Origin of the sequence: Halapricum desulfuricans (genome assembly GCF_017094525.1) — an archaeon.
GTDB classification, from domain to species: domain Archaea; phylum Halobacteriota; class Halobacteria; order Halobacteriales; family Haloarculaceae; genus Halapricum; species Halapricum desulfuricans.
The window spans coordinates 2754490-2780537 of the sequence record NZ_CP064788.1 but is presented as its reverse complement, the minus strand read 5'-3'; the positions used below and the strand labels follow the sequence as shown (position 1 = coordinate 2780537).

General features: G+C 63.5%; 27 protein-coding genes, 1 tRNA gene and 2 pseudogenes. 18 read left to right on the top strand and 12 right to left on the bottom strand.

Going from position 1 to position 26048, the window contains the following annotated elements:
- Positions 1–89 precede the first annotated feature (89 nt).
- Together HSR122_RS14285 and HSR122_RS14280 are read left to right on the top strand one after the other, a co-directional pair.
- Entirely contained in the window at positions 90–1160 is a 1071-nt protein-coding gene (locus HSR122_RS14285) for a sensor histidine kinase (protein WP_229110471.1), read from the top strand.
- Positions 1161–1215: 55 nt separating this feature from the next.
- Positions 1216–2439, top strand: a complete 1224-nt coding sequence (locus HSR122_RS14280; RefSeq protein WP_229110470.1) for an IS701 family transposase — start codon at positions 1216–1218, stop codon at positions 2437–2439.
- A 508-nt stretch (positions 2440–2947) separates the two neighbouring features.
- Here HSR122_RS14280 and HSR122_RS14275 read toward each other — a convergent pair.
- A pseudogene (locus tag HSR122_RS14275) lies at positions 2948–3232 on the bottom strand (type I restriction endonuclease); the annotation flags it as partial.
- 146 nt (positions 3233–3378) lie between these two features.
- On the opposite strand from HSR122_RS14275, the gene HSR122_RS14270 reads away from it, so the two are divergent.
- Positions 3379–3526: transfer RNA gene (locus HSR122_RS14270), tRNA-Leu, on the top strand.
- A gap of 220 nt (positions 3527–3746) precedes the next feature.
- Here HSR122_RS14270 and HSR122_RS14265 read toward each other — a convergent pair.
- Both HSR122_RS14265 and HSR122_RS14260 read right to left on the bottom strand, forming a co-directional pair.
- Positions 3747–4691, bottom strand: a complete 945-nt coding sequence (locus tag HSR122_RS14265; RefSeq protein WP_229110469.1) for a cation transporting ATPase C-terminal domain-containing protein — start codon at positions 4689–4691, stop codon at positions 3747–3749.
- A 310-nt stretch (positions 4692–5001) separates the two neighbouring features.
- The gene (locus HSR122_RS14260) at positions 5002–5151 is read right to left on the bottom strand and encodes a 50S ribosomal protein L40e (RefSeq protein WP_229110468.1); all 150 of its coding nucleotides are present in this window, start codon (positions 5149–5151) and stop codon (positions 5002–5004) included.
- Between the two features lie 155 nt (positions 5152–5306).
- Here HSR122_RS14260 and HSR122_RS14255 point away from each other — a divergent pair, with 155 nt between their 5' ends.
- From HSR122_RS14255 to HSR122_RS14240, 4 genes are all read left to right on the top strand, one after another.
- Positions 5307–6320: a phosphotransferase family protein gene (locus tag HSR122_RS14255; protein ID WP_229110467.1), complete on the top strand. Its 1014-nt coding sequence runs from the start codon at positions 5307–5309 to the stop codon at positions 6318–6320.
- Positions 6321–6392: 72 nt separating this feature from the next.
- Entirely contained in the window at positions 6393–7208 is an 816-nt protein-coding gene (locus HSR122_RS14250; protein WP_229110466.1) for an HVO_0234 family beta-propeller protein, read from the top strand.
- A 75-nt stretch (positions 7209–7283) separates the two neighbouring features.
- A complete protein-coding gene (locus HSR122_RS14245; protein ID WP_229110465.1) occupies positions 7284–7511 on the top strand; it encodes a hypothetical protein in 228 nt (75 codons plus the stop codon).
- 48 nt (positions 7512–7559) lie between these two features.
- Positions 7560–8405, top strand: a complete 846-nt coding sequence (locus HSR122_RS14240; protein WP_229110464.1) for a ribose-phosphate diphosphokinase — start codon at positions 7560–7562, stop codon at positions 8403–8405.
- Between the two features lie 15 nt (positions 8406–8420).
- Here HSR122_RS14240 and HSR122_RS14235 read toward each other — a convergent pair whose 3' ends face one another.
- Positions 8421–8891 carry a thioredoxin domain-containing protein gene (locus HSR122_RS14235; RefSeq protein ID WP_229110463.1) on the bottom strand — a complete coding sequence of 157 codons (471 nt, stop codon included), beginning with the start codon at positions 8889–8891 and terminating at the stop codon, positions 8421–8423.
- 81 nt (positions 8892–8972) lie between these two features.
- Positions 8973–9764, bottom strand: coding sequence for a 23S rRNA (uridine(2552)-2'-O)-methyltransferase (locus HSR122_RS14230; protein WP_229110462.1), 792 nt, complete (start codon positions 9762–9764; stop codon positions 8973–8975).
- Between the two features lie 89 nt (positions 9765–9853).
- Between HSR122_RS14230 and HSR122_RS14225 the strand changes: the two genes are divergently transcribed.
- The 5 genes and pseudogenes from HSR122_RS14225 to HSR122_RS14205 all read left to right on the top strand — a co-directional run.
- Positions 9854–10093 carry a ribbon-helix-helix domain-containing protein gene (locus HSR122_RS14225; protein ID WP_229112222.1) on the top strand — a complete coding sequence of 80 codons (240 nt, stop codon included), beginning with the start codon at positions 9854–9856 and terminating at the stop codon, positions 10091–10093.
- A gap of 276 nt (positions 10094–10369) precedes the next feature.
- Positions 10370–10660, top strand: a complete 291-nt coding sequence (locus HSR122_RS14220) for a hypothetical protein (protein WP_229110461.1) — start codon at positions 10370–10372, stop codon at positions 10658–10660.
- Between the two features lie 106 nt (positions 10661–10766).
- Entirely contained in the window at positions 10767–11015 is a 249-nt protein-coding gene (locus tag HSR122_RS14215; protein WP_229110460.1) for an AbrB/MazE/SpoVT family DNA-binding domain-containing protein, read from the top strand.
- Positions 11005–11391, top strand: coding sequence for a type II toxin-antitoxin system VapC family toxin (locus HSR122_RS14210; RefSeq protein ID WP_229110459.1), 387 nt, complete (start codon positions 11005–11007; stop codon positions 11389–11391). The genes HSR122_RS14215 and HSR122_RS14210 overlap by 11 nt, the downstream gene beginning before the upstream one ends.
- A gap of 479 nt (positions 11392–11870) precedes the next feature.
- Positions 11871–12794: pseudogene (locus HSR122_RS14205) on the top strand (RNA-guided endonuclease TnpB family protein); the annotation flags it as partial.
- A gap of 52 nt (positions 12795–12846) precedes the next feature.
- On the opposite strand, the gene HSR122_RS14200 reads toward HSR122_RS14205, so the two are convergent.
- The 7 genes from HSR122_RS14200 to HSR122_RS14170 form a co-directional block, all read right to left on the bottom strand.
- A complete protein-coding gene (locus tag HSR122_RS14200; protein WP_229110458.1) occupies positions 12847–14208 on the bottom strand; it encodes a PAS domain-containing sensor histidine kinase in 1362 nt (453 codons plus the stop codon).
- A 61-nt stretch (positions 14209–14269) separates the two neighbouring features.
- Positions 14270–14770: a hydrogenase maturation protease gene (locus HSR122_RS14195; protein WP_229110457.1), complete on the bottom strand. Its 501-nt coding sequence runs from the start codon at positions 14768–14770 to the stop codon at positions 14270–14272.
- 2 nt (positions 14771–14772) lie between these two features.
- On the bottom strand, positions 14773–16191 hold the full coding sequence (locus tag HSR122_RS14190) for a Ni/Fe hydrogenase subunit alpha (RefSeq protein ID WP_229110456.1): 1419 nt from the start codon (positions 16189–16191) through the stop codon (positions 14773–14775).
- Between the two features lie 2 nt (positions 16192–16193).
- Positions 16194–16760, bottom strand: a complete 567-nt coding sequence (locus tag HSR122_RS14185; RefSeq protein WP_229110455.1) for an NADH-quinone oxidoreductase subunit B family protein — start codon at positions 16758–16760, stop codon at positions 16194–16196.
- On the bottom strand, positions 16757–18634 hold the full coding sequence (locus tag HSR122_RS14180) for a 2Fe-2S iron-sulfur cluster-binding protein (protein WP_229110454.1): 1878 nt from the start codon (positions 18632–18634) through the stop codon (positions 16757–16759). Before HSR122_RS14180 ends, HSR122_RS14185 begins: the two co-directional genes overlap by 4 nt.
- A gap of 4 nt (positions 18635–18638) precedes the next feature.
- On the bottom strand, positions 18639–20522 hold the full coding sequence (locus HSR122_RS14175) for an NADH-ubiquinone oxidoreductase-F iron-sulfur binding region domain-containing protein (RefSeq protein WP_229110453.1): 1884 nt from the start codon (positions 20520–20522) through the stop codon (positions 18639–18641).
- Between the two features lie 2 nt (positions 20523–20524).
- Entirely contained in the window at positions 20525–21100 is a 576-nt protein-coding gene (locus tag HSR122_RS14170; protein ID WP_229110452.1) for an NADH-quinone oxidoreductase subunit NuoE family protein, read from the bottom strand.
- 268 nt (positions 21101–21368) lie between these two features.
- Between HSR122_RS14170 and HSR122_RS14165 the strand changes: the two genes are divergently transcribed.
- The 6 genes from HSR122_RS14165 to HSR122_RS14140 are packed head-to-tail and all read left to right on the top strand — an operon-like array spanning position 21369 to position 26045.
- Positions 21369–21581, top strand: coding sequence for a hypothetical protein (locus HSR122_RS14165; protein WP_229110451.1), 213 nt, complete (start codon positions 21369–21371; stop codon positions 21579–21581).
- Positions 21578–22627: a 4Fe-4S dicluster domain-containing protein gene (locus HSR122_RS14160; RefSeq protein ID WP_229110450.1), complete on the top strand. Its 1050-nt coding sequence runs from the start codon at positions 21578–21580 to the stop codon at positions 22625–22627. The genes HSR122_RS14165 and HSR122_RS14160 overlap by 4 nt, the downstream gene beginning before the upstream one ends.
- Positions 22617–23477 carry an FAD/NAD(P)-binding protein gene (locus tag HSR122_RS14155; RefSeq protein WP_229110449.1) on the top strand — a complete coding sequence of 287 codons (861 nt, stop codon included), beginning with the start codon at positions 22617–22619 and terminating at the stop codon, positions 23475–23477. The genes HSR122_RS14160 and HSR122_RS14155 overlap by 11 nt, the downstream gene beginning before the upstream one ends.
- Positions 23474–24277 carry an NADH-quinone oxidoreductase subunit B family protein gene (locus HSR122_RS14150; protein ID WP_229110448.1) on the top strand — a complete coding sequence of 268 codons (804 nt, stop codon included), beginning with the start codon at positions 23474–23476 and terminating at the stop codon, positions 24275–24277. Before HSR122_RS14155 ends, HSR122_RS14150 begins: the two co-directional genes overlap by 4 nt.
- Positions 24274–25599 (top strand): Ni/Fe hydrogenase subunit alpha, encoded by a 1326-nt coding sequence (locus HSR122_RS14145; protein WP_229110447.1) that lies wholly within the window; start codon positions 24274–24276, stop codon positions 25597–25599. Before HSR122_RS14150 ends, HSR122_RS14145 begins: the two co-directional genes overlap by 4 nt.
- A complete protein-coding gene (locus HSR122_RS14140) occupies positions 25596–26045 on the top strand; it encodes a hydrogenase maturation protease (RefSeq protein ID WP_229110446.1) in 450 nt (149 codons plus the stop codon). Before HSR122_RS14145 ends, HSR122_RS14140 begins: the two co-directional genes overlap by 4 nt.
- Positions 26046–26048 lie beyond the last annotated feature (3 nt).

Below are 26048 nucleotides of genomic sequence, written 5' to 3'. Positions count from 1 at the left end.
CCCGGGCGGTCGCCGGTCGATCCGATCGGACCGTCCGCGTTCTCGTCGGCGGGGCAGTTACCGGTACCGGCGTCGGGTTGTCGGCCACCATGGCCGCTCGAATCCTCCAGGGGTTTCCCTCGTCGATCGGCCTGCTCTTTGGCGGCGTGTTCCCGCTTGCGCTCGCAGCGGTCGTCGCGGTCGTCGGACTGTTGATCTGGCAGTGTCAGTTGACCGCCGAGCAGAGCGGCCACGTCGGGGTCTGGTGGGCGATCGGGACCGGCGTCTCGGTGTTGACCGGGTTCGCACTGGTCCTGTTCGAGGCGTCCAGCGGCGTCGTGGCCGTCGATTCGACGGTTATCGTCGCCGGGAACGGGGCCACCGGTGGGCTCGGCGGACTGATCGTCGGGTGGTACGACGCGCGGCGGCTGGCAGTCGCCAGCGAACGCGAGCGCGAGCGGTTGGCCGACGAGCGCGAGAAACTGGCGCTTGTCAACCGGATCGTCCGCCACGACGTCGGCAACGACCTGCAGGTCATCGCGGGCACGGCGGATATCCTCGAACGACACGTCGATCCCGACGGACAGGACGCCCTCGAGCGCCTCCAGCGGACCACGAGCGAGGCGATGGACCTCACCGAGCGTCTCCGGACGTTCGTCTCCGCGATGGAAGACGACGGCGCAGACCTCCGGCCGGTCGCGGTCCGACAGGTCGTTCGCACGCAGGTCGAGAACTTCCGGGAGCGCCATCCGGGCGTGACGGTGTTGCTCGAGTCGGTCCCGGACGTCGCCGTCCGGGCTGACGAGTTGCTCGCGTCGGTGGTGCACAACCTCCTGTCGAACGCCGTCGCACACAACGACGGTGACGACCCGCGTGTCGTCGTGACCGTCGAAGCCGACACGGAGACGGTGTCGATCCGCGTCGCGGACGACGGGCCCGGGGTCCCGCAAGCGGAACGCGAGACGCTGTTCGAGCGCGGCGAACTCGGCCCTGATAGCGACGGGTCGGGCATCGGACTGTATATCGTCGACATGCTCGTCGACCGCTACGGCGGGTCGATCACCGTCGAAGACAGCGATATCGGCGGGGCTGCCTTCGAGATCGAACTCCCCCGCGTCGAGTCGACGGCGACGACTGCGGCCGCCAGTGCGTCGCAGGAGACGGTCGAGCTGCTGTCCTAGGTCCTCGGCTCTGCACGTTTAAGTAAGGCCGCGATATAGATGGCGTTGACAGCTGATGCTGCCGATCACAGACTTCCTCTCGTGTACTGACCCGTTGGATGAGTTCGACTCGCTATCGTATCATCAGACTCAGCATGCCAAAACGTACGTGACAGGTCTTGCTGCGGCCAGCAGCAAGACCGTCACCGGGATTGCACGAGAAGTCCTTCCGGCCGGAAGCGACCGGGCACTCAACAAGTTCATCACCGAGTACAACTGGGACGAAGACAAACTTAATCACGAACGGTTAGAGGAACTGCAAAATCACGGTGAGACGCGGTGGTCGAAGGACGGCTACATTGTCATCGACGATTCAGTGCTCCAGCGAACCGGGAAGGAACTTCCCGGTGCTGGATCGTTCTATGATCACAGCGAAGGCAAGCCTGTCTGGGGACAAAATCTCGTCTATGCGTTCTATACTGACCACAAAACGTCCTATCCACTAGCATTTCGCCAGTACGAGAAAGCTGATGACGACGAGGAGGACGTAGAAGCGACAAAGTACGAGCTTGCACAGGAGATAATCACAGAACTCGAAGAAGAGATAGGTGTGCCTGCGGCCACCTATCTCTTCGATTCGTGGTTCGCTCACGGTTCTGAGCTGATCAAGCATGTCGAGTCCCACCGAAAGGACTGGATTGGACCTCTCCGGAGCAATCGACAGGTCACATTTGATGGCGAAGAGAAGCGGGTCGATGCGCTCGCAGAGAGCATCGACACTGAAGAACGGGAGATTGACGATGAGGTCTACAACATCTGGACGAAAACGCTGCCTGTATCAAAATTGGGTGAGGTACGGCTAGTAATCACCGAGAAAGAAGTTGACGAGGACGAAGAGAATCCGGTCAAGTATCTTGCGACGAACAAGATTGACGCTCCATCAGCCCATATCATTCGAAGCTACTCCAAGCGGTGGCGAATTGAGACATTCTTCGAGGACTCGAAAGAGGATCTTGGCCTTGGAGGCTGCGAGGTGCGTGATTCTGATGGTGCCAGTCGTCACTGGCACCTTCAGATGCTCACCTACAGTCTGCTTCGGCTTGGTTCTCCGTCGAGCGTCTCGGAGCGACTCGTCTCGAAAGCCTCGTCGCTCCGAGCCCAGCTTGAACACGGTCTCAAAGAGGCAATCTACAACATGTTTTCGTGGGTGCGCGAGCAGCCAGAGCGGGATCTCGATGGGTTGATGGAAGAAATCGACCATCTCTTCCTCCATTCAGGGGGCTCTGAGGGTTGTATATAAACGTGCAGAGCCGAGTGAGGTAGTTTGTTGCTTCTGCCATTGCATCGCTTTGGTTGTTATCCGCAAGGGTGGCAATAGCAGTATCACCGTTCATTATTTTGATGACGTACTTGCCGGTCGCGTTCTGAACATCCTCAACCTCAGGTGAGGATACTTCTTCCTCTTCATCTGTAGAAACAGAACCATCTGAAACTATCTCCGTTTCAATATCCTGAATCAGTCTGTCAATCATCTCCTTGGCTTGAGTCTCAGCCGGAGAAGATATGCCATCAGACACCCAATCAGCCATATTCTCCGAAATTCGGGCCGCAAATCGCCCCTTATTCCTTTCAAGTTGAGATTTGGCGTCTTCCAACTCCTCAATTCGATTGAAAATATCTATCCATTCTTCGTTCTGAATCGCCTCTTTCGTGAACGCTCGGAGAATACTGATTCTGTTGGGTAAATTCTGAAGCGTAGTTTCAGCGAGTGTATTCACATTGACCTTGGAATCGATTACCTGCCGCCTGAAGAACGCATATTCCTTACCATTGGTTAGAATCCCCAAGTTCACGTCTTCGCTCTTCATATACTCTTGAATCTGTTCTCTATGCTCATCCGTAAGCGGTGTATCAACGCCCTTCGCCTCAAGAAACGCTACCGGCGTGCCCTCTAACACCAAAGAATAGTCCACCTTGAACGTCCGGCCAAACGCTTTGACTGAGTACTCAAGTTCTGTGTTCGTGGGAATTTCCCATTCGAGAAGTTCAAGAAAGTCCTGTAGAACAGCCGCCTTTGTGGTTGCTTCCCCCATCTGTGGTGAACTCTCAATAGTAGATTGAGCGTGTTCAACGTACGCTCTCACCGCTTCCTGTTCCATAATTGTCTACAAACTGTTCAGGCCAATGTTATCAATGTACCCGACTCAATTCTCCAAACGACAACAGCGTTTGGCCCTGTGGGGTGGGTGGTTTTATAATGTTATAGGCTCAAATCAGGATTGTCAGGCAGGAAATCGGTGAGATACACCGGAATTGGAGTTGGCCCTACTGCAGCGCTTAGGACGCTGTCCCGTAGGGGTCCGCCGGTTCAAATCCGGTCCCGCGCATGAGCGAACGAAGTGAGCGAAGAGCAGGACCGGTTTGAGCCCTGCCACGAGCGATCGAAGGGAGCGAAGTGGCTCCGGTTCAAATCCGGTCCCGCGCATACCGGCTCAAACGAACGTGAGAGTCGTGTCTACGCAAATGAGGATCCGAGCCGGACGAGTCGCAGCGATCGAGCGAAGCGAGACCGACCGTCTCGACGAGGTTCGAATCCGGTCCCGCGCCTCACGGCTTCGGTGAGCGCGCGCCTTCACCCGCCTCCGCGTTGCTCGCGCCGAACCGTCGCCGCGCCTCACGCTCGAGCTGGCCGACAAGGAGGGGAAGCAGACTCATCCCAAGCACGACCGACCACGCGTCGACGCCGATCGGGGCGGTGCCCAGCGCCAGCGAGATCCCGGGCAGGTAGACCGCTCCGACGAGGATCAGCGTCGACAGCCCCAGCGCCCCCCAGACGTACGGGTTCTCGGTGACCTCGTTTCGCACGATCCCGGAGGTGACTTCCCGGACGTCGAAGACGTGCCAGAGCTGGGCGAACGCGAGCGTGAGAAACGAGATCGTGACGGCCTCGTCGGTCGCCATCCCGCCGGAGATGCGGCCGCCGATCACGAACGCGCCGACCGTGGCGGCCGCGATCACCACCCCGTAGAAGCCCAGCTCCGTCCAGTTCGTCCGGGTCATGATCGGTTCGTCGGGGTCCATCCGCAGGTCGGCAGGGACGAAATCACCGGCCTGTAGCACCACGACGTCACCCGGAACGAGCTCGTCGGCCGGCACCGTTCTCTGCTCTCCGGCTTGACGGACGCGAGTGTGAATCTCCGCGAGTTCCTGCAGGCTCTCGATCGAGCCGATCGCGCGCATCTCGGTGACGAAACCGATGGCACCGTTGATGCCCAGGACGGCGAAGATCGCGACGCTCTCGACGACGTCACCCAGGAGGAACGCCGCGACCCCGGCGACAGCGAGCAGCAGCACGATGAAGCTCTCGAACTGGTCGGCCAGGACGACAGTCCAGTGCTTTCGTTCAGCCTCGCGCAACTCGTTCGAGCCGAACTGCGCCCGCCTGCCCTCGACGGCCTCCTCGGAGAGCCCCTCGGGCGAGACGTCGAGCCGCTCGAGCACGTCGCTCGCGGACAGCGACCACGGCGTCTCGATGTCGCTGTCTCGTGTCACTATCACTGTCGGACCGGCCTGCCCCGGACGGAGCGGGGATCCCGCGGGCTACTCATATCGCTCTCGTATCACTGATATTTCTTTCGTACCGAAATAAAAGTATTCGACGCGCCTACGGGTTCGAGAGAGCAGCCGCTACTGTGTGGCGAATCTCTCACCGAACGCATACCCGGCAGTATCAACAATCACTACACGTCTCCGCGACGGCAGTATCGCCGTCGAGAAGCTCATCGTGGTTACTGTCCCGATTTACCGGATCAACCGCACGAAGTCGTGCAGTCGCACCGGTACATCGATACAGCGGTCACTGTCAGGCCGTTCGGGGTTCTTTGGCCTTCGGTCGGAGGTTCTTGTAGCCGCACTTGCGACAGCGGTCAGCGCGCTCTGGGTTGCGGGCGTTACAGCGCATGCAGATCTGTTTGTCGAGAATCCGTCCCTCAGCTTTGTCGAAACTGGCCATGGTGACTCAGCCTTCTTCACCTGCGCGTTTAAAGGTTGCTTCCTCCAGCCACGCTCGTTCGCGCCCCGTTCGCGGACAAACGTGTGGTGTAAGGTCACTGATATACCGTGCCACCATGGGTAAAATTCACTTGGGGGGTCCGCATACGTACTGGTGTGTCCGCTCCCGCTGCAGATATTGAGGCTGTGCTCGAGGAGTCAGGCCCGGACTACGAAGAGTTCACCTACGAGCAGCCGACGAGCGGGGGACAGAGCGACGTATATATCGTCTCACTCCGGCACCGCGGGGAGACCTACGAGGTGGTCGTGAAGTTCCAGCCGGACGACGACGCCACGTTCGCGCTCGAACCGCGACTGCACGAGTACGTCGCCGATCGCACGTCGATCCCGGTACCGCGGATCCTCGTGTTCGAACCCGAGCCGGCCCGGGACGTGCCGCCGTACTTCGTCACCGAGCGCATGGAAGGCGAGAGCCTCTCCGAGCAGTTCGACGGCCTCGAGAACGCCCTGCAGACTCGGATCATGACGCAGGTCGGCACTATCCTCGGGGAGTTGCACTCGACGATCGCGTTCGAGGGATTCGGCTATTTCGGTCTCGAAGACGATCGGCTCGTCGTCGAGAACCTCACCTGGGACTGGCGGGAGTTCTTCGAGTCACTGACGCGCGGGCACCTCCGACAGCTCGAATCGACGCCGTTCGACGACTTAGAGAGACCGACCACGCGTGCGATCGAACGCTCGATCGACGCGATTCCCACCACGGCGACCCCGCGGCTCGTTCATGACGACTTCCGACCGGCAAATCTGACGTTCGATCCGGAGGCCGAGGAACCGATCACGGCCGTGCTCGACTGGCAGAACGCCCTCGCTGGCCATCCCGAGTACAACGTCGCACAGGCGGAGTTGCTGTTCGTCGATTCGGTGTTTCGGGACCCTGACACCCGCCAGTCGCTTCGCGATCGGCTCCACGAGGGGTATCGCACCCACCACGAGTTCCCAGCCGAGGACGGCTACGAGCGACGGCGGCCGCTCTATCAGCTCTCGACGCTGCTGTGGCGGATGGGCGGGTTCGAGCACGCGTTCGCCGACGCCGACGGGCTCGCCGAGGCCCGCGTGAAGGCCTATTACCGCGAGCAGTTCGAACAGCTCGTCTCGGCGCTGCCGGACTGATCGTTCCGACGACTCCGTTGCGCTCGCGACGATGTCGACACGTTTTCGACGCTCTATCGCGCGTTCACGCATATGGGTAAACTCGAGGAAGACCGGATCTACGCCGACACGCTCGGCAAGACCGACGTCTACGTCGCCGCGGGACTCGGCGTCGTCGAAGTGTCGGTCTCGAACGACCGCATTGGGCAGTTCAGTCTCGCACACCGCTGTCCGGCTCGGGATATCGCCGCCGACGGAACGGACTTGCTGGTCGCGACCGACGAGGACGTGCTCGCGATCGATCCCACCGGCGACGAACTGACCGTCGAACGGCTTTCGTTCGGCCCGGCGGTGGCGGTTGGTGGGGCGGACGCGCCGCTGGCGGCAGCGCCCGATGGGACCGTCGCCCGACGGACCGACGGCGGGTGGACCGAACTGGGCGCTGTCTCGGAGCCGCGAGCCATCGACGGGCCGCTGGTCGCCACTGCGGACGGCGTCGTCCGCGCCGGCGACGGACTGGAGTACGTCGGACTGAGCGACGCCCGGGACGTTCTCGGCGGGCCGACGCCGTACGCCGCGACGGCCGACGGCCTCTATCGGCTCGGCCCGGGATGGACGCACGAACTCGAGACGGAGTCGTTCGTCGTGGCTGCCGACGGCGATCGCGTCCACGCCGTGACGTCCGAGGGGTTGCTGGTCGACGCCGGCGACGGCTGGCGCGAGCGCGAGGTGCCGACGGACGAACGGCTCGTCGACGTCGGCTACATTGCGGACGGCGGCGTGATCGCCGTCACCGAGACGGGGCGGTTTCTGGTGGATCCGGTGGCGGCCAAAGACGGCGCCAGCGGGTGGCGTTCCCGCGCGCTCGGACTCGACGGGACGGCGGGCTTTGCGGTCCCCGACCGGTAGGCGGCGGATCGCCGGTCGTCACGCAGACGTGCCGGTTGCCGACCTGTTTTATGATCCTCGGCTGTATCGAGAGACATGACCCGGCCTGGCGAGCAGACGCGCCTCGCGGTCGTCGTCTGGCGTGTGTTGCTCTCACAGACGTTCCTCTATCCCGGCTTCGCGGACCTCATCGCCGCCCTCGGCGGCGCGGCCTGCTATCTCGCGGCGTTCGCGCTCGTCGGCGGACTCGAACTCGCAATCGCCGCCGTCGCCGCCCCTGCCGTCCGGTCGATCACCCTCGAGACGCCGGGGCCGTCGCTGTAACCTCCGGATATCGAAAACGGGTTTATCCCGGCCCGCTTGCGACCGAGTATGATCGTCAGCGGCTCGCACTCCCAGATCCTGTCGGCCGAGCTCGCCACAGTCACCGGCCGATCGCTCGCCACCGTCGAGTACGATCGCTTTCCCGACGGGGAACTGAAAGTCCGCGTCCCGGATCCGCCCACAGAGCGGGCGATCGTCGTCGCCTCGACGCCGACCAGCGACGCCCACCTCGAGCTCCTGCAACTGCAGGACGCGCTCAGGGAAGCCGGCGTCCCCGAGATCGTCACCGTCCTGCCGTACATGGGGTACGCCCGTCAGGACAAGGTCTTCGAGACGGGGGATCCGATCTCCGCGCGGGCGATGGCACGTGCGATCTCGACAGGTGCCGACCGCGTGCTGACGGTCAACCCGCACGAACCGGCCGTGACTGACTTCTTCGACGTGCCCGCTGACACCGTCGACGCCGCCGGTCGACTCGCCGAGCCGCTTTCGGACCTGTCCGATCCCGTCTTCGTCGCGCCCGACGACGGGGCCGTCGGGATCGCCGAGACCGTCCGGGACGCCTACGGCGGCGGCGCGACCGATTACTTCGAGAAGACGCGCCACTCCAGCACCGAGGTCGAGATCGAGCCCCGCGACGCCGACGTGGCCGGTCGTGACGTCGTGTTGACCGACGATATCGTCGCGACCGGCTCGACGATGGCCGAGGCCGTGGACGCACTCGACGCCCGCGACGCCGCCCGCGTGCTCGTCACCTGCGTCCACCCGATGCTGGCTCGCAACGCCGTCCTCAAACTGTCTTCCGCCGGCGTCGAAGCGATCTACGGGACCGACACGCTCGAGCGCGCCGCCAGCGAGGTCAGCGTCGCGCCCGCGATCGCAGCGCAGCTGTGAGCAACTCGCCGGCGTCTACTCCGCGGACTGTGAGACGGTCGGACACGCGACAGCCTCGTTCGACTCGATCGCCGACTGGATCAGGTCAATCCCTCCGGCACTCCCGGCGGCGTAGTTGTCGGCGACGAACACGATCGGGACACCGCCCCGATCGCGCTCCGGAACGTCGTAGGCCTCGTAATATTGTTTGAGCAGCCTGACGGAGTCGTCGTTCCCGGTGTTGTGCTGGTGGACGGTCACGTTGTATTGCGGCTTGACGCGGTCGAGATATTCCTCAACGTCTTCACAGTGAGGGCAACTGGGGTGATAGAAGAAGACGACACAGACGCTTGTGTCGTCCGTTCCTGACTGTTCGGTCACCGTCGGGATCGATTCGCCCGAATCGGCCGGACTCTCCGGTGGAGTCTGTACGACCGCGATCCCGGCCACGAGCGCGACGCCGATCAGCGTGACGACGAGGAGTATCCGCGTGATCTCGGATGCCATCCTGGGGAAAGAATTGCCTGTATCGGCCCGAGAATCTATCGGTTTCTCTCGATCACTCGCCGGTCGGACACGAGGGCGGCGTCACTCGATCGGCTGGGCGAAGCCGTAGCGCGGTTTCACGTCGTCGATCCGCACGGTGACGGTCTCGCCCTCCTCGACGCCCGAGACGAAGACGGTAAAGCCCTCGATCTTGGCGATCCCGTCGCCGTCCCGCCCGGTGTCGACGATCTCGACGTCCCGGGTGTCGCCCTCGCGGACGGGCGCAGTGAGCCGTCCCTTGCCGACGAGATACACCTCCGAGGAGGAGTCGCGGGTCGCGTCGGGCCGAACGCGATGGGCGTACTCGAACTCGGCCTCGACGTCGGCCTCGAAGTCGTCCAGATCCTGACCGTCGAACACCTTCGCGGCGAAGTCCCCGCCCGAGTCGAGCAACTCCAGTGCGACCTCGAACGCCTGCCGGGCCAGATGGACCGACCGGGCGTGATCGACGCTGTACTCGCCGGTGACGTTCGGAGCCATGTCCGAGACGACCAGGTCGGCCGGCCCGCCGGTGTCGTCGCCAGCGCCGACGCGCTCGCGGATCTCGGCCTTCGTGTCTTCGTCGGTCATGTCCCCGCGGACGTACTCGACAGTCGCCTCGGGATCCTCGAGCGGGTCGATCCGCTGGCGGTCGACGCCGACGACCGTGCCGTCGGGCCCGACGCGCTCGGCGGCCACCTGCAGCCAGCCGCCGGGGGCCGCTCCCAGATCGATCACGGTGTTGCCCTCTCCGAGCAGTCCCGCAGTCTCGTCCAGCTGCTTGAGTTTGTACGCCGACCGGGCGCGATACCCCTCCTGTTTGGCCTTGTTGTAGTATTTATCTTTACCTGACATGAATGCCTCGAGACACACTTCGAACGCGAGAGTCGTGCGAACGTCCGGTCATACGCTAGGCAGGCTGTCGACGCTGAAAGGGGTGCCGGATCGACCGGATCAATCTCCGGATTTCGCGTTCGTTCCTCGAAGTAGTGGACGAGGCGTGGCGAGAGCGGGGATTCAACAGTCGAAGCGAGTATATTCGGTACGCTCTCCGCGATGCGGTGAACCACCCCGAAGGTGCGGGCTTCTGGAAAGATCTCGCCATCAGTGAGGCGCAGTTCGACGAGGGAGAGGGGCTTTCGAGCGACGAGGTCAAACAGAAGCATGGGATCGACGGCGAGTGACGACGAGTGGGGCTGGGCACTGTCCCCACGAGCAGACGACCAGTTTGCACAACTGGATTCCGAATCCAAGCAGCGAGTCACTTCGAAGTTGGACGAGGTAGTGTCTCCGGAGGAATTGCGCGAGGGAGAATTCGACACGCTGGATGATCTCCAGAAAGCCATCAACGGCAGGATGGGTGAGGCAGAGCATCATCGCGAGAACATCAGGCGTGGCACTGAGCGATCTTCTGATCGCGACGCCGGCAGTATAAGTTACCGTACGGAGAATCCGGAGTCATGACCGATGACCTCCACGACTCTGTCCGAGACGCGCTCGACGATGCCAAGGAGGGATTCGAGCCACCTGCCGATCCCGGCGAGCTGGAGCCAGACTATCCTGCCGAGATGACCCCGGAAGAGCGAGTCGAACACATCCTCACGAACGAGTGCCCGCGGTGGCGGGGGATGGAGTGGATCGCCGCTGCCGCCGACACCGATTCGAGCAGGCGCAAAGCGTTGTCCGAGAACGCCTCGCAGAGGGTGAAGCTGACGTCTCTGGCGAGGGAGTCAGGCGGAACCGCTATCTAGCTATCTCGAACGAGATGATAACTGATGAATCCATCTGCGATCCGAACCCATCTTAGAAATGAAAGTGGGAACAAGGATTAAATATTCCCACGCCATCGTTTCGGATATGAGTGGAGAAGTGCGAACGGACGAGCGTGGACGCGTGACGATTCCGAAGGAGGTACGCGACCGCTACGGCGAGAAATTCCGCCTCGTCGAACTGGACAGCGGTATCAAACTGGTGCCGATCCCCGACGATCCACTGGAGGAACTACGAGCGGCCGCTTCCGATGAGCTTCGCGAGGCGTCGCTCGATGATCTCGAAGAAGCGGCTCGCGAACAGGCACGCGAACAGGCCAGCGAACATGTACGCTGATCTCGACTTCTGGCTGGCGCTCCTGAAAGACGACGACTGGCTGGCCGATCGCGCCGAGTCGCTCCTCGACGAACACGAGGACGATCTCGAGGTTTCTCTGGCGACATTCATCGAACTGTTCCTCGTCGAAGAGCGGTTCTCCTTCGACCGCGAACGTGCCGTGACGGCAATTCTCGAACTGGCGACGTATGACGGCGACCCAAACGTCGTGTATCAGGCCTCGGAGAACGTCGATGAAGGGTTGAATACGTTCGATGCGTTCCACGCGGCGCTCTCCGGTGGCAGCATCATCTCCAGTGACGGTGCATACGATGATCTCGGTGGTGTCGAGCGTGTTCGACTCGAACCCGACGAGAACGAGGATTCCACAGCTTGACCTCCTCCACACGGCTGAAGCCGTGGGATTCCTCCGTGGGTAATCCAGCCAGTTGATTACCCCGGCTGTGAACTTGCGGGTTTGCTGATGCACCTTCGGCCCTCGAACAAGAGTGTGGCGTGTTGAGTATCCGCTCGGTGTTGCCCTCCCGTGGCAGGAGTGGCACTCACGGGCGTCCAGCACCGTGAGCAGCGGGCCGGGCCATCGGCCCCACTCCCCGTTGCAGCCACAAGTGGGGAGTACTGTAGTGACATGCCAACCGCTGCTGGTTGGACTGCGTAGGTGTGTGAGTATAGGAGTTGAGACGCACTCGTGGCCGTCTTGAGCGTGAGCGCGTTCCCCGCAGCAGCATGTCGCATGTCTATTGCGTTTATAGCCTCTCCAATAAAATAACCGTTAGGATTACGGGCTGGCTAGATTGCATGGTTTGCGGCATATCATGTCGGCTTCATCCCACGGCTAAAGCCGGTGGGCTTTCGCCTCGCTTCCGTGGTAACGAGGACGACGGACGTGTTCTCAAAGGCGTTGTCCGAAAGGACGCTTACACCGTCGAATGGGGCGAGCGGTCCCGGCTTGAGATACTGGTCGGGAGTGAATTGAAAGACCGATACGACCATACCGGGCGTCTCCGGCTTGAAATCGCTGGCGACCCGAATTGGCCCGATTATGAGAAGCAGGGCCGGTTGGACTTGTGGTACGACGAGACAGACAGCACCTTCCGAGCTTGGCAACCCGTGACTGTTTCTGACGATGCACGGGCGACTCCACTGGCTTCCGAAACAGCCGCTCTGGACATTGGTGCAAACAATCTCGTCGCCTGTACCACGACGACCGGCGAGCAATACCTGTACGAGGGCCGGGAGTTGTTCCAGCGATTCCGTGACACGACACGAGAAATCGCCCGATTGCAGTCCAAACTCGAAGAAGGCCGATACAGTAGCGAGCGCATCCGACGACTGTATCGGAAACGGACTCGTCGCCGCGACCACGCACAAGAAGCCCTGTGTCGTGACCTGCTCGAACGACTGTACGCCGAGGGCGTGGACACGGTGTATATCGGTGGCTTGACCGACGTGCTGGACACGCACTGGTCGGTCAGGGTGAACGCAAAGACCCACAACTTCTGGGCGTTCAAGCAATTTACCGAGCGACTGGCGTGTACCGCTGAAGAATACGGCATCTCGGTGGAAGTCCGGTCGGAAGCGTGGACCAGTCAGGAGTGTCCCCAGTGTGGCGGCACAGACCGAACGACACGGCATCAGGACACGCTCACCTGTCCGTGTGGGTTCGAGTGGGACGACCACACCTGGTCGGAGTTACCACGCTCTCATCGTCCCAAAGAACAGCGCACAGACCCGAGTACCGTCCACCACAACGGGAATGTTGCCTCCGGGGGATCGTAGACCGACTGAGACTCCCACGGAGGAAACCCCGTCGTGAACGACGGGGAGGATGTCATTCCGGGAGGCTGACCGTCACGACCGTGCCGCGCGGTTCGTTGTCCGTGACCGTAATCGTCCCGCCCGAGCGGACGACGAGCTGTCTGACAAGGAAGAGCCCGACACCGGCCCCGTGAAACAGCGGCGTCTCGTCGACGTCACCACGTAGTAGTTTCCGCTCTATCTCCGGCATTCCCGGCCCCTCGTCGGCGATGTCGATCGCCACGCTGTCCGGTCGGTCGCCCACTGTCACGGATACCTCCGAGCTGCCGTGACGGTACGCGTTGTCCAGCAACTCGACCAGCGCCCGTTCGAACCCCGAGACGACGGTCGCCGTCGCGGTTTCGGGAGTGTCGACGGTCACGGTCGCGTCGGGATGTGTCTCGAGCACGTCTTCGCGGGCGGCCTCGATCAGTTGCACGAGATCACGCTCGACCGACTTCGCCGATCCGCGCAGCAGTTCGGTGAGCGCTTGCTCTTTTTCCGCCTGCCGGAGCAGCGAGTCGGTCCGTTCGAGGACCGTCCCGACCACGTCCTGTGGGTCGGTGCGCTCCCAGCGTAGCAACTCGACCTGTCCCTGCACCACCGTCAGCGCGTTGCGAATGTTGTGTCGCAGGATCCGGCCAAGCACTGCGAGCTGACGATTCCGGCGCTTGCGGTCGGTAACGTCCCGCGCGAACCCGGTGATCACGCGCGTCCCGTCGTGTGTCTCATCGAGCAGCCGAGCGTTCATCGAGAACCAGCGCTGGCGGCCGCTTGCCGTCTTGGCCTCGTACTCGAAGTCCTCGACCGTCCCCTGCTCGGACAGGCGCTCGAGGAACTCCTCGCGCCGTACCGGATCGACGTAGAGATCGCGAGCGAGGTCGTTGTGTGCCGCCATCGCCGCTTGCGGGCCGTCGTAGCCGAGCATCGATGCCAGCTTTCGGTTGAGCCACAGCACGCGCCCGTCGGTCGTCGTCCTGAACACGCCGACCGGCGCGACCTCGATCAGGCGTTCGTAGGCGTCGAGATCGGGAGCCGAACCCCGGGGGTCGACGCGACAGTGCACCCGCGAGACGGCCCCCTCCGACCCTGTCTCCGGGCGAACGTCGATGGTTGTCGACACTGTCGAGTCGTCGGTCACGCGGACCGGTATCACACACGAACTGCCGTCGCCGTCGAGCGCGTCGGCGAACACCGCTTCGAACGCGTCGCGCTCGCTCTCGGGGAGCAACTCGACGAACGGGCGATCGAGCACTTCCCCGCGGTTGTGGCCGGTCAACGCGAGTAACTCCGCATCGACGAACCGCACGACGCCGTTGGTATCGAGTGACAGGAACGAAACGTCGTGGTCGTCCCGTTGTTCGCTCGGCCCCGTATCTTTCGGACGACCGGTCATACGCTCCGTAGGCTCGGACGCTGTATGAAAGTAGGGGCCAGATGAAAATTGAGTGTCAGCATCACGACCGGCCGACCGCGTTTTGACCCTCGTCCGCCGCCAGTTCGCGTTCGATCTCGTCGCCGATCTCGTCGATCAGTGCCGGCACTGCCTCGCGGACCGGATCGGTCATCCCCTCGCCGTACTCGAAGGGGTCGGCCACCTCGATGGCGTAGATCGTGATCGCCGGCATCGACTCGCCCATCGCCTCGCCCAGCGTCGTCAGCGTCCCCAGCCCGACGTTGTGGGTCGCCAGCCCGCCGCTCTCCCTGTCGGGTTCGACTGCCTGCGGATCGAAGGCGTACCAGTCGCCGGGCTCGCCGTCCTCGGTCACGATCGAGTCGACGATACAGACCCGGTCGTGACCGCTCAACTCGTCGATCAACAGCAGTCGCCCGGAGTTCATCGTCTCGAAGGCGACGCCCGGTCGGTCGAGTCGCGCTTCGAGAGCCTCGACGACGTCCAGCCCGATCACGTCGTCGCGTTTGATCTCGTTGCCGATACCCAACACGAGCGTGTCCATGGCTATCGGGAGACCTCGTCGAGGACCTCGCCGTCCCGTTCGATCGTCACTTCCAGGGGCATGTCACCGATGGCGTGCGTCGAACACGACAGACAGGGGTCGTAACACCGGATGACGCTCTCCATCTTGTTGAGCGTCCCCTCGGGGATCTCGGGGCCGTCGACGAACGTCTCGGCGGCCGTCCGGACCCCTTTGTTCATCGCCCCGTTGTTGTGAGTCGTCGCGACGATGAAGTCGGCGTTCGTGACCTTCCCGTCGTCGTCGACGTCGTACTCGTGGATGAGCGTGCCCCGCGGGGCCTCGATGACGCCGACGCCGTTGTTATTCTCGGGCTTGGTCGGGACGTTCGGCACGCCCTCGTAGACGGCGTCGTTCTCGAGCAACTCGCGGATGCGCTCGATGCAGTAGAGGATCTCGATGAGCCGCGCCCAGTGGTAGTACGTCGAGCGCTCGTGGACGGCCCCGTCGGCGGCGTCCATGTAGCGCTCGAATTCCGCCTGGGCCTGTGGCGTGGACAACTGGTCGACGGCGTTGAGCCGCCCCAGCGGGCCGACGCGGTACTGGCCGTCCTCGAACCCGCGCTCCTTGTAGTAGGGGAACTTGAGATAGCTCCACTCCTTGGAGCGCTCGCCGATGATGTCGGCGTACGCGGAGTCGTCGATCTCCTCAAGCAGGTCGCCGTCCTCGTCGACGAGCCGGATGTCGCCGTCGTAGTGCTCAAGACCGCCCTCGTCGTTGACCAGGCCCATGTACCCGGTCTCGTAGGTGGCGTAATCAAGCGTGTCGTCGTCCATCTCCGCGAAGATCTCCTGCAGGAGGTCGATCGTCTCGCGGACGTAGGTGTCCAGTTCCTCGGACTGTTCGCGCAATCGCTCGCCGTCCTCGGGATCCAGCGTGTTGGTGACGCCGCCGCCGATCGCGAAGTCGGGGTGGACCTTCTTGTCACCGAGTGCCGCGATGACGTCTTGGCCGAACTTCCGCAGGTCGATCCCGCGCTCGGCCAGCTGGGGGTTCTCCTCTAAGACGCCCTCGATGTTGCGCTTCTCGGGGTCGGCGTCGTAGCCCAGCACCAGGTCCGGGCTGGACAGATAGAAGAAACTCAGCGCGTGGCTCTGCAGGACCTGCCCCATGTGCAGCAGTTCCCGCAGCTTCTTCGCACCCTCGGGTATTTCGACGCCGGCGATTTCGTCGACGGCCTTCGCCGCGGCCAGCTGGTGGCTGACCGGGCAGATCCCGCAGATTCGGGCTGTGATCTCGGGCATCTCCCAGACGGGGCGGCCCTCGACGAACTCCTCGAACCCGCGGAACTCCGTGACGTGGAACTGCGTGTCCTCGACCTCGCCGTCGTCGTCCAATTCGATCGTGATCTTGCCGTGTCCTTCGACCCGCGTGACCGGATCGATGACTTGCTTCTTGCTCATTGTTAGTCGTACTGGAGTTTTTCGTCGACGATCTCCGGTCGTTCGCCCTCGAGCAGCGCTTCGATACCGTGGGCCATCACCTCGGCGTCCGGGGGACAGCCCGGAATGTAGACGTCGACGTCGATGTACTCGTCGAGCGGCCGGGCGTCCTCAAGCAGCGCCGGCACCGGCACGTCGTCGCGCGGGCTCTCGCTGTGTTCGTCGGCCTTGTCCAGATAGACCTCGTCGATCATCTCGTCGGGATCGTCGTCGTTGCGCAGGGACATAATCCCGCGCAGGGCCGCGCAGTCCCCCCACGCGACGACCGTATCGCAGTTCTCGCGTAGCTCCTCAGCGACCTCGACGTTCTCCTCGTTGGTGACGACGCCCTCCGCGATGCCGATGTCGGCCTCGGGGACGCCCTTCTCGTCGACGATCATGTGGCTCGCCTCGATCTTGACGTCCTCGAGCAGGTCGACCAGGTCGTGGTCGATGTTCAGAAACTCCATGTGACAGCCCGAACAGCCGCCGAGACATACGGTCGCGACGGTCGCCCGGTCGTCCTGCTGTGGCGGTTCCGTCTTGCTCATTGTTCCACCTCCGCTCGTTCGGCAGTGTCGGCAAGCGTCGCGAGCACCTCGCGGTCGGAGTCGACCGCGACGCGCGGTTTGAGCACGCGCGCGAGTTCGCGGTCGGTCCCGCTCGCGTCGGTGATCGTCCCGGTGCGCTCGAACCAGTCCAGCGCCGGGACGACGACGTCGGCGGCCTTCGTCAGGATCGACTCGCGAGTCGCCTGAACGATCACCGTGTCGGCCTTGCGGGCGACCTCGAGCATCCGATCGAGATCGTCGTCGCGGTCGTCGCCGGCGAAGAGATAGGCCACGTCGGGATCCTCGTGCAGGTCGTCGGTCCCGACGCCGTTCTCGAAGGCGTTGACTCGGTCGGGCAGACTGAGGACTCTGCTGTCGGTCATCCCGGCCAGCGCGTAGGCGTTGATGAGCGTGTCCTCCTCCTCGACTTCCGGGCCGAGGACGATGAAACTCTCCGCGCCGTCTTCGAGGGCCGGCACGGCGTTGATCAGCGTCTCCGTGTCCGAGTCCGCAAGCGCGGAGGCGTCCTCGTCGACGACTTCGAACGCGTCCTCCGTGAGGCGGCTCAGTCCCGTCCCCGACTCGATCGACGCGTCGGACTTCGCGCCGAAGCGGTCCTCGTCCGAGTCGACGCTGATGAGCGTCGCGCCGTCCTTGGCCGCCCGGCGGACGTACGACGCGGCCACCGGGTGCGTATCGACGATGCTCGTGTCGAACACGGCGACGGCTTCGGCCTCGAGCACCGCTTCGGGCCCCCGCGCCCGGAGATTGCCGGCGTGTTTGTTGAACATGGGGGCGACCCGCTCGGCGATCCGGCGCTCGTCGGCCGCTCGCTGCGCCCCGGGGATCTCGACGGCGGCGTCGTAGGCGTCCATCGAGTCGGCGAACGCTTCGACGACCTCGGTCGGCAACCGGTCCGAGGCGACGGCGTCGACCGTCTCGGCTCCGGCGAGCAACTCGCGCGTTCGATCGAGTGCGTCCTTGACCTCGACCGTCCCCTCGCCGCGGATTGACGTCGTGTCGACGCGCTCGCGTCGGTCGCCGAACAGTCCGAACCGCCCCATCTCACAGAGCTGGCCGCCGTCCGGACCGTCCTCGACGCCCTCGATCTTGACGATCCGACCGGAGTTCGTGTACACCTCGAGTTCGCAGCCGAGGCTACACTCCGTGCAGGTCGTCGTGACGACGTCACAGTCCTCCTCGCGGCCGCGATAGGCGCTCTGGCTGGTGTAGATCGCCCCCGTCGGACACGCCTGCGCGCACGCACCGCAGGAAATGCAGGACGAGTCCCCGAGCGCGACGCCGTCGTCGGCGACGATCTCGGTCTCCAGACCGCGGTCCTTGAACGTCAGCGTGTCGTTGCCGACGATCTCGTCGCAGGTCCGGACACAGCGGCCACAGAGGACACACCGATCGAGATCGAGCGTGATGTGCTCGTGGGAGGTGTCGACCTCGACGTCGTTGTACTCGAGGGGATAGTCGCAGGCGTCCAGTCCGGCCTCGTTGAACAGGTCCTCGAGCTCGCAGTCGCCCTCCATCTCGCAGTACATGCAGTAGTGGTTCTGCTCGGAGAACATCAGCTCCAGAATCGTCCGGCGATGGTCCCACAGGTCGTCGGTGTCGACCTCGATCTCCATGCCGTCCTGGACGGTCGTCGTACAGGCGGTCTCGGTGCGCTTGCCGTCGATCTCGACGAGACACATCCGGCAGCCACCGACGTTGGTGAGCGGTTCGTGCTCACAGAGGGTCGGGATCTCGATACCCGCGTCCCGGGCCGCTTCGAGTATCGTCTGTCCTTCGCGCGCCTGTACCTCCTGACCGTTGATCTCGAGAGCGACGCCGGGTTCGGCCTCGCTCTGTGTTGCCTTGCTCATGCTATCACACCCGCTCGCTGATGGCGTCGATCGGACACGCCTCGACACACTGCCCGCAGCCGATACACGTCTCGGGGTCGATCTCGTGGGTCTCGCCCTGTTCGCCGTCGATGGCGTCGACCGGACAGGCGCTCAGACACTGCTGGCAGCCGACACACTCCGCCGCGGCGATCTTGTACGTCCCGGCGTGGCTCCCGTCGCCGAGCTCGCACTCGCCGGCCGGACACTCGTCGTCGTAGATGTGCGCCTCGTACTCCTCCTCGAAGTGTTCGAGCGTGCTCAACACCGGGTTCGGAGCCGTCTGTCCGAGCCCGCACAGCGATCCCTCGGTGATCGTCTCCCCGAGGTCACGCAGCCGTTCGATGTCTCCCGGCTCGCCCTCGCCGTTCGTGATCCGCTCGAGGATATCGAGCATCTTCTTGGTCCCGATCCGACAGGTCGGACACTTCCCGCAGGACTCGTCCTGCGTGAAATCCAGGAAGAACCGGGCGACGTCGACCATACAGGTCTCGTCGTCCATCACGACTAGCCCGCCGGAACCGAGCATCGCGCCCTCCTCCTGCAGGGAGTCGAAGGTGACCGGCATGTCGAGGTGCTTCTCGGCGAGACAGCCGCCGGAGGGGCCGCCGATCTGGACGGCCTTGAACTCCGAGTCGCCCTCCATGCCGCCGGCGACCTCGATGATCTCCTCGAGAGTCAGCCCCATCGGGATCTCCATCAGTCCCGTCGCAGAGACGTCCCCGGAGACCGCGAAGGTCTTGGTCCCGGCGCTGTCCTCAGTGCCGTACTGGCGGAACCACTCGGCGCCGTTGTCGATGATCAGCGGGACGTTGCTCAGCGTCTCGACGTTGTTGATCGTCGTCGGCTGGTCGTTGAGGCCGGACTGAGCGGGGTAGGGCGGGCGCGGCGTGGGTCGGCCGGCCTGTCCCTCGATCGAGGCCATCAGGGCCGTCTCCTCGCCACAGACGAAGGCCCCGGCCCCCTTCTCGATCCCGAAGTCGAAGTCGAAGCCGGTGCCGAAGATGTCCTCGCCGAGGTACCCCTCGTCGTAGGCAGTGTCGATCGCCTGCTCGATCCGTTCGATCGCGAGGGGGTACTCGGCGCGGATGTAGATGTAGCCCTGGTTTGCACCCGTCGCGTAGCCGGCGATGGCCATCCCCTCGATGACTCGGTGGGGATCGCCCTCAACGAGACAGCGGTCCATGAACGCGCCGGGGTCGCCCTCGTCGCAGTTGGCGATGACGTACTTCTCGTCGGCGTCGGCGTCGTTGGCGAACTTCCATTTGGTCCCGGTCGGGAAGCCGCCGCCGCCGCGACCGCGCAGCCCCGACTCCTCGACTTCCTCGTAGACGTCTTGGGGGTCCATCCCCGTGAGCGCTTTCTCGAGGGCGTCGTAGCCGTCGCGGAGCCGGTACTCCTCGACGCTTTCCGGATCGATGTCCCCGCAGTTGCCCAGCGCGAGCCGGTTCTGCTCGGTGTAAAAGGAGATGTCGTCGGTGCGACTCTGCCGGTTGCCGTCCGGGTCCTCGAAGCAGAGCTCGTCGATGACTTCGCCGTTCTTGACGGTCCGTTCGACGATGTCATCGACGTCCTCGACCCCGACCTGCGTGTACAGGACGTGCATGGGGTCGATCCGAACGAGCGGGCCGAGTTCACAGAAGCCGTGACAGCCGCTCTTTTTCGTCTCAATGCCCAGTTCGTCGAGGTCGCCGTCGCCGTAGGAGAGGACGACGTCCTCGCTGTCGTCGAGCGCGTCGATCGCCTCGTCGAGCGCGTCGTAGACCTCGTCGGAACCGGACGAGACACAGCCGGTCCCCTGACAGACGACGACGCGAACGTTGCCATCCACCGTGTCCGGATCCGCCGGACGCTGGATCGTCTGTGACATGTTCAGGCCTCCTCGTCGGTGTATTCGTCCAGAATTTCGGTTCCGTTCCCCGGTTCGATCGGCCCGTGGACGTTGTCGTCGACGACGACGACCGGAGCGAGACCGCAAGCCCCGACACAGCGGACGTGTTCGATCGTGAACTGGCCGTCGTCGGTGACTTCGTCGGTGTCGACGTCCAGTTCGTCCTGGAGGTTCTCGGAGATGTCGTCCGCTCCCTTGACGTGACAGGCCGTCCCGGTACAGACCTTGATCGTGTGTTCGCCGCGCGGCTCGAAGTAGAACTGCGAGTAAAACGACGCCGTGCCGTACACGCGTGCGATCGTCGTGTCGCACTCGTCGGCGATCACCTGGAGCGCGAACCGCGGCAGGTAGCCGTACTCGTCCTGAACCGCCTGCAGCGACGGAATGATGCCGCCCTCGTCGCCCGCGTGTGGCGCGACGCGCGACCGGACGGTGTCTACTTCCTCGTCGCAGACGTCTTCGACGCCTGCCTCGGCCGGGATGATCCCCGAGTCGTCGCCGCCCACGTCGGCGTCCGACCCGCGGACCGACTGTCGGATCGAGTCTAGCGATGCCATCCTGCATTTACCTAAGTCTTGCTCCTAAAGCAACCCTATCCGGATTCTCAGCGCCTGAAAACATATTTGTTAGAATGTGAAGGACCGATACGAACCCGTGTGAAAAAACAGGCAAAAAATGCCGGTGAAAAGCGAGCATAGCGATTTCGGAGGCGACCAATTTGACGTCTATATATTTTTCAACAAGTGAGAAGCATCACCGCTGTTAGGCGCTCTGGGCCCGATTGTACGCGTGGTGGCCGGCGAGAGGGCCGGCCGGATGGATGGCATGAAGACACTCGCAACAGCGTTCGAGACGCTGATCGACGGGCACGTCGAGTCGGAGCCACGGTCTGCCGTCGGCCCGCAATGGCATGGCGGGCACTCCGTGTTCGACGGCCTCGACGTCCCGTCCGACCTCGATCTCGAATACGGCATGACGGTTCGGGAACCGGGACGAGCGGCGCGTCTCGTCCGGCCCGACGGAGGGACAGGCCAATGAAAGTCATCGATAAACCGGAGTTCGAGGCGTTAATCGACGAGAAGATCTCGTCCGACCGGCGGGACGTCGTCGGCGTCCAGGACGACGGCGAGAAGTACGTCTTCGACGACCTCGATTCAGCGGGGGATCTCGCGCTCGAGTACGACGTGACGATGCTGTCTCCGAAGAAGTATCTCATGCCCCAGCGCGAGACGATCCTGGAATATCGCGACGCGAACGGCGAGTTCGAGTGGCGAGCGAAGGCGGAGCCGGACGGCAAGGTCATCGTCGGGATCCACCCCTACGACCTCGTCGCGATCGAACAGCTCGACAAGATCTTCATCGACACGCTCCGGGACGAACCCTACCGGCGAAAGCGCGAGAACTCGCTGCTCATCGGGGTGAACATGCAGGACGCCAGTGAGACGGCTTTCGCCGCCAGCATGGGGACGGCCACGACCGATTCGGGCTACGACCTCATGTTGACAGATCTGGGCGAGACGTACGCCGTCAACATCGGGACCCTGGAGGGCAAGGAGTTCCTCAATTCCGCGGACGTCAGGAAGGCCACGGCCGGGGAGGTTCAGGAAGTCGAGCGGATCGAGCAGGAGGTCGTCCCCGACCTCTTCGAGCGGGAACTCGAGTTCTCGCCGGCGTTGCTGCCGACGATCCTGGAAGAGAACTACGACAACATGGCGTTCTGGGAGGACTACTCCGAGAAGTGTCTCTCCTGTGGCACCTGCAACATGGTCTGTCCGACGTGCTACTGTTTCAGCGTGGACATGATCCGCGATCTCGGAACGAACAGCGGCCGGGAGTCCCGCCGGTGGGACGGCTGCCTGCTGGAGGACTTCGCGTCGGTCGCCGGCGACGAGAACTTCCGGGAGGAAGTCGCCGAGCGCCACCGCCATCGGTTCATGCGGAAGGGATGGTACATCTACGAACGGTACGGCGACATCGCGTGTATCGGCTGCGGCCGGTGCACCTCCGAATGTGTCGCCGACGTCGCCGATCCGTGTGACGTCTACAACAAACTTTACCAGGAGGCACAGGCCCATGCGCAGTAGTACGACGGCGAAATTCGACATCGGCGAGAACGAGTATCAACCGGTCAACGGCCTCATCACGAGGACCAGATCCTTCACCGGAGCGGACAAACTCTTCGAGATCCAGCTGCCCGACGGCGAAGAGCTCGGTCACCAGCCCGGCCAGTTCGTCCAGCTGCTGGTTCCGGGTGTCGGCGAAGCGCCGTTCTCGGTCACCTCCTCGCCGACCAAACCCGGGCCCTTCGAGCTGACGATCCGGGCCGTCGGTAACGTGACGAGAGCGCTACACAACATGGAACCGGGAGACACAGTCGGAATCCGGGGCCCCTACGGAAGCGGATTCGATCCGGACGTGTTCGAGGGCGAGGACATCCTGTTCATCGCCGGCGGCATCGGGCTTGCGCCGCTCCGGTCGATGATCAACTACACGCTCGACGAGCGCGAGCGGTTCGGGGAGCTAACGACGGTTTACGGTTGCAAAGAGCCGGCCGAACAACTCTACCCGGACGAACTAGAGGAATGGGCCGAGGGCGACGAGATGACGTATCTGGAGACGGTCGATCAGTGCCCGCAGGATCAAGAGTGGGACGGCCCGACGGGCGTCATCACGAGCGTCATCCCGGAGGTCGACATCGACGTCGAGACGACGAACGTGCTGGTCTGTGGGCCGCCGGTGATGTACACGTTCGTCCTGCAGGAACTGGACGAGATGGGCGTCCCGGACGAGAATATCTACCTCTCACTGGAGCGCAACATGCACTGTGGTCGCGGTCTCTGTGGCCACTGTCAGATCAACGAACTGTACGTCTGCACCGACGGCCCGGTGTTCCACTATCCGGTGGTCCGTGACAAACAGGAGGCGGAAGTATGACCTCGAAGCCCAAAGTCGCCTTCTTCGACTTCGCCGGGTGCGAGGGCGATCAACTCGAAATCATCAACCTCGAGGAGCGCCTGCTCGACCTCGTCGAGGTCGTTGAGGTGGTCAGCTTCCGGGAAGCGATGTCCGAACACAGCGACGACTACGAGATCGCCTTCGTCGAGGGGTCGATCACGACCCCACACGACGTCGAACGGCTCGAAGAAGTGCGGTCGAACGCCGACACCGTCATCGCCATCGGTTCTTGTGCGGCGTTCGGCGGCATCAACTCGATCCGGAACGAACAGGACTTCCAGACGGTCACGGAACGGGCCTACGGCGAGGACGCGGCGATGTTCGACGACCCGGACGCGGAACTGTTCGATTCGTTCGAGCAGGCCCAGCCCGCCAAAGCCTTCGTCGAGGTCGAATACGAGGTTCCCGGTTGTCCGATCGACGGCGAGGAATTCATCCAGACGGTCACCGCGATCCTGCAGGGCGGCGATCCGTCGCTTGCGAACCACCCGGTCTGTGTCGACTGCAAGCTCGCGGAGAACACGTGCGCGTTCGACCGGGGCGAGATCTGTCTCGGCCCCATCACGCGCGGCGGCGGCTGCGACGCGACCTGCGTCTCGCAGGGCACCCGCTGCTGGGGCTGTCGGGGGTTAGTGGACAACCCCGCCGAGGACGCCTACAGCGAGGTGCTACAGGAGTACGGAGTGACCACCGACGAACTGCTCAACGAGTTTACCCTCTACTGGAGCTGGCAGCGTGAACACGGGCCACAGGCCGACATGCAGGAGGTCGAACAATGAGTCAGGACATCGATATCGAGGGCGATCTCGTCACGCGCGTCGAAGGGCACGGCGAAATCGTCGTCAACGCCACGGACGGACAGCTCGAGGCGTGTGAGTGGCACGTGGTTGAATCGCCCCGCTTTTTCGAGTCGATGGTCGTCGGCCGGGACTGGGACGAGATTCACCACATCGTCTCGCGGATCTGCGGCATCTGTTCGGTCACGCATACGATGACCGGGTTGAAGGCGGTCGAGGACGCGATGGGCGTCGAGCTGTCCGAACAGGACGTCAAACTGCGCAAACTCGCGCTGGCCGGCGAGACCCTCCAGAGTCACGTGCTGCACCTGGGTTATCTCGCCTTGCCGGACCTCGTCGGCGCGAAATCCGTCGTGCCGATGGCCAACACGCACGAGGAGGAGGTCAGGACGGTCATCCGGCTGCACAAGCTCGGCAACGAGTTGATCGAGACCGTCGCCGGGCGGTCGACCCACGCTCAGCGGACGATCCCCGGTGGCTTCTCGCAGCTTCCCAGCGAGGCCGAGCTTCGGGACCTCCGGGCCTCGCTGGAGGGGTCCTGGAACGACGTCGAGACGGTCGTGGATCTCGTCCTGTCGCTCGCGGACGAACTCCCCGAGTTCACCCGCGAAACGGAGTTCATCTCGCTGACCGACCCCGACGAGTACGCCCTCTACAACGGGGTGCCGTATTCCTCGGACACGGGCGAACTCGACCTCGCGGACTACCGGGAGATCGTCAACGAGCACGTCGTCGAACAGTCGACGGCGAAGTTCACGAAGCACAACCGCGACTCCTACATGGTCGGGGCGCTGGCTCGGTTCAACAACAACTACGAGCAGCTGGGGCCGATGGCGACGGCCGTCGCCGACCGGTTCGGCCTCAAACCGGTCTGTCACAACCCCTATCTGAACAACGTGGCCCAGCTCGTCGAGACGGCCCACCTCATCGAGCGTTCGATCGAGTTGATCGACTCGGTTCTCGAATCCGGCCTCGAGGCGCAATCCGACTACCACAAACCCGACGTCGACGTGACGGCGGGGCAGGGCGTCGGGGCGATCGAAGCGCCGCGTGGCATCCTCTTTCACGAGTACACGCTCGACGAGACGGGCACGGCCCTCGAGGGCAACTGCGTGATCCCCACCAACCAGAACCACGCCAACATCCAGCTGGACATGGAGCGACTGGTGCCGACGATCATCGACCAGCCCGAAGGCGAGATCGAGCACACGCTGGAGATGCTGGTCCGGGCGTACGACCCCTGCATCTCCTGCTCGACGCACTACCTCGACGTCGAGTTCGTCGACACCCTGCCCGAGCGATGACTGGTTGCGACGCCGTGATCGCGCTCGGCAACCCCTTTCGGATGGACGACGGCGTCGGACCGATGCTGCTCGACCGGCTCGGCGATCGGGAGCTACCGGACGTGGAGCTGGTCGACCTGGGTGATCCCGGGTTCCGGCTGATCCACGTCCTCGGCGACTACTCGTCGGTGGTGATCGTCGACGCGGTCGATTTCGGTGCCGAGCCGGGTACCTTCGAGGTGTTCGATCCAGCCGACACCGGGACGACCCCGGCCGAGCGGAGTTCGCACAGGACGGACGTCTTCGAGCTGCTCGAGGTCGCCGACGCCGTCGAGGGACCGACCACCGTTCGGGTGTTCGGCGTCCAGCCCGAGTCGGTCGACTTCGGCGACGAACTCACCGACGAGGTGGCGGCGGCCCTGCCACCGGCGACCGACGCGCTCGTCGAGGCGATCGAGGGCCTGTGACCG

Coding starts and splice junctions, on each gene's coding strand:
- HSR122_RS14285 (WP_229110471.1), top strand. CDS start 90: ATGGCCGCTCGAATCCTCCAGGGGTTTCCCTCGTCGATCGGCCTGCTC.
- HSR122_RS14280 (WP_229110470.1), top strand. CDS start 1,216: ATGCTGCCGATCACAGACTTCCTCTCGTGTACTGACCCGTTGGATGAG.
- HSR122_RS14260 (WP_229110468.1), bottom strand. CDS start 5,151: ATGGCCAGTTTCGACAAAGCTGAGGGACGGATTCTCGACAAACAGATC.
- HSR122_RS14250 (WP_229110466.1), top strand. CDS start 6,393: ATGGGTAAACTCGAGGAAGACCGGATCTACGCCGACACGCTCGGCAAG.
- HSR122_RS14245 (WP_229110465.1), top strand. CDS start 7,284: ATGACCCGGCCTGGCGAGCAGACGCGCCTCGCGGTCGTCGTCTGGCGT.
- HSR122_RS14240 (WP_229110464.1), top strand. CDS start 7,560: ATGATCGTCAGCGGCTCGCACTCCCAGATCCTGTCGGCCGAGCTCGCC.
- HSR122_RS14235 (WP_229110463.1), bottom strand. CDS start 8,891: ATGGCATCCGAGATCACGCGGATACTCCTCGTCGTCACGCTGATCGGC.
- HSR122_RS14230 (WP_229110462.1), bottom strand. CDS start 9,764: ATGTCAGGTAAAGATAAATACTACAACAAGGCCAAACAGGAGGGGTAT.
- HSR122_RS14220 (WP_229110461.1), top strand. CDS start 10,370: ATGACCGATGACCTCCACGACTCTGTCCGAGACGCGCTCGACGATGCC.
- HSR122_RS14215 (WP_229110460.1), top strand. CDS start 10,767: ATGAGTGGAGAAGTGCGAACGGACGAGCGTGGACGCGTGACGATTCCG.
- HSR122_RS14210 (WP_229110459.1), top strand. CDS start 11,005: ATGTACGCTGATCTCGACTTCTGGCTGGCGCTCCTGAAAGACGACGAC.
- HSR122_RS14200 (WP_229110458.1), bottom strand. CDS start 14,208: ATGACCGGTCGTCCGAAAGATACGGGGCCGAGCGAACAACGGGACGAC.
- HSR122_RS14195 (WP_229110457.1), bottom strand. CDS start 14,770: ATGGACACGCTCGTGTTGGGTATCGGCAACGAGATCAAACGCGACGAC.
- HSR122_RS14190 (WP_229110456.1), bottom strand. CDS start 16,191: ATGAGCAAGAAGCAAGTCATCGATCCGGTCACGCGGGTCGAAGGACAC.
- HSR122_RS14185 (WP_229110455.1), bottom strand. CDS start 16,760: ATGAGCAAGACGGAACCGCCACAGCAGGACGACCGGGCGACCGTCGCG.
- HSR122_RS14180 (WP_229110454.1), bottom strand. CDS start 18,634: ATGAGCAAGGCAACACAGAGCGAGGCCGAACCCGGCGTCGCTCTCGAG.
- HSR122_RS14175 (WP_229110453.1), bottom strand. CDS start 20,522: ATGTCACAGACGATCCAGCGTCCGGCGGATCCGGACACGGTGGATGGC.
- HSR122_RS14170 (WP_229110452.1), bottom strand. CDS start 21,100: ATGGCATCGCTAGACTCGATCCGACAGTCGGTCCGCGGGTCGGACGCC.
- HSR122_RS14165 (WP_229110451.1), top strand. CDS start 21,369: ATGAAGACACTCGCAACAGCGTTCGAGACGCTGATCGACGGGCACGTC.
- HSR122_RS14160 (WP_229110450.1), top strand. CDS start 21,578: ATGAAAGTCATCGATAAACCGGAGTTCGAGGCGTTAATCGACGAGAAG.
- HSR122_RS14155 (WP_229110449.1), top strand. CDS start 22,617: ATGCGCAGTAGTACGACGGCGAAATTCGACATCGGCGAGAACGAGTAT.
- HSR122_RS14150 (WP_229110448.1), top strand. CDS start 23,474: ATGACCTCGAAGCCCAAAGTCGCCTTCTTCGACTTCGCCGGGTGCGAG.
- HSR122_RS14145 (WP_229110447.1), top strand. CDS start 24,274: ATGAGTCAGGACATCGATATCGAGGGCGATCTCGTCACGCGCGTCGAA.
- HSR122_RS14140 (WP_229110446.1), top strand. CDS start 25,596: ATGACTGGTTGCGACGCCGTGATCGCGCTCGGCAACCCCTTTCGGATG.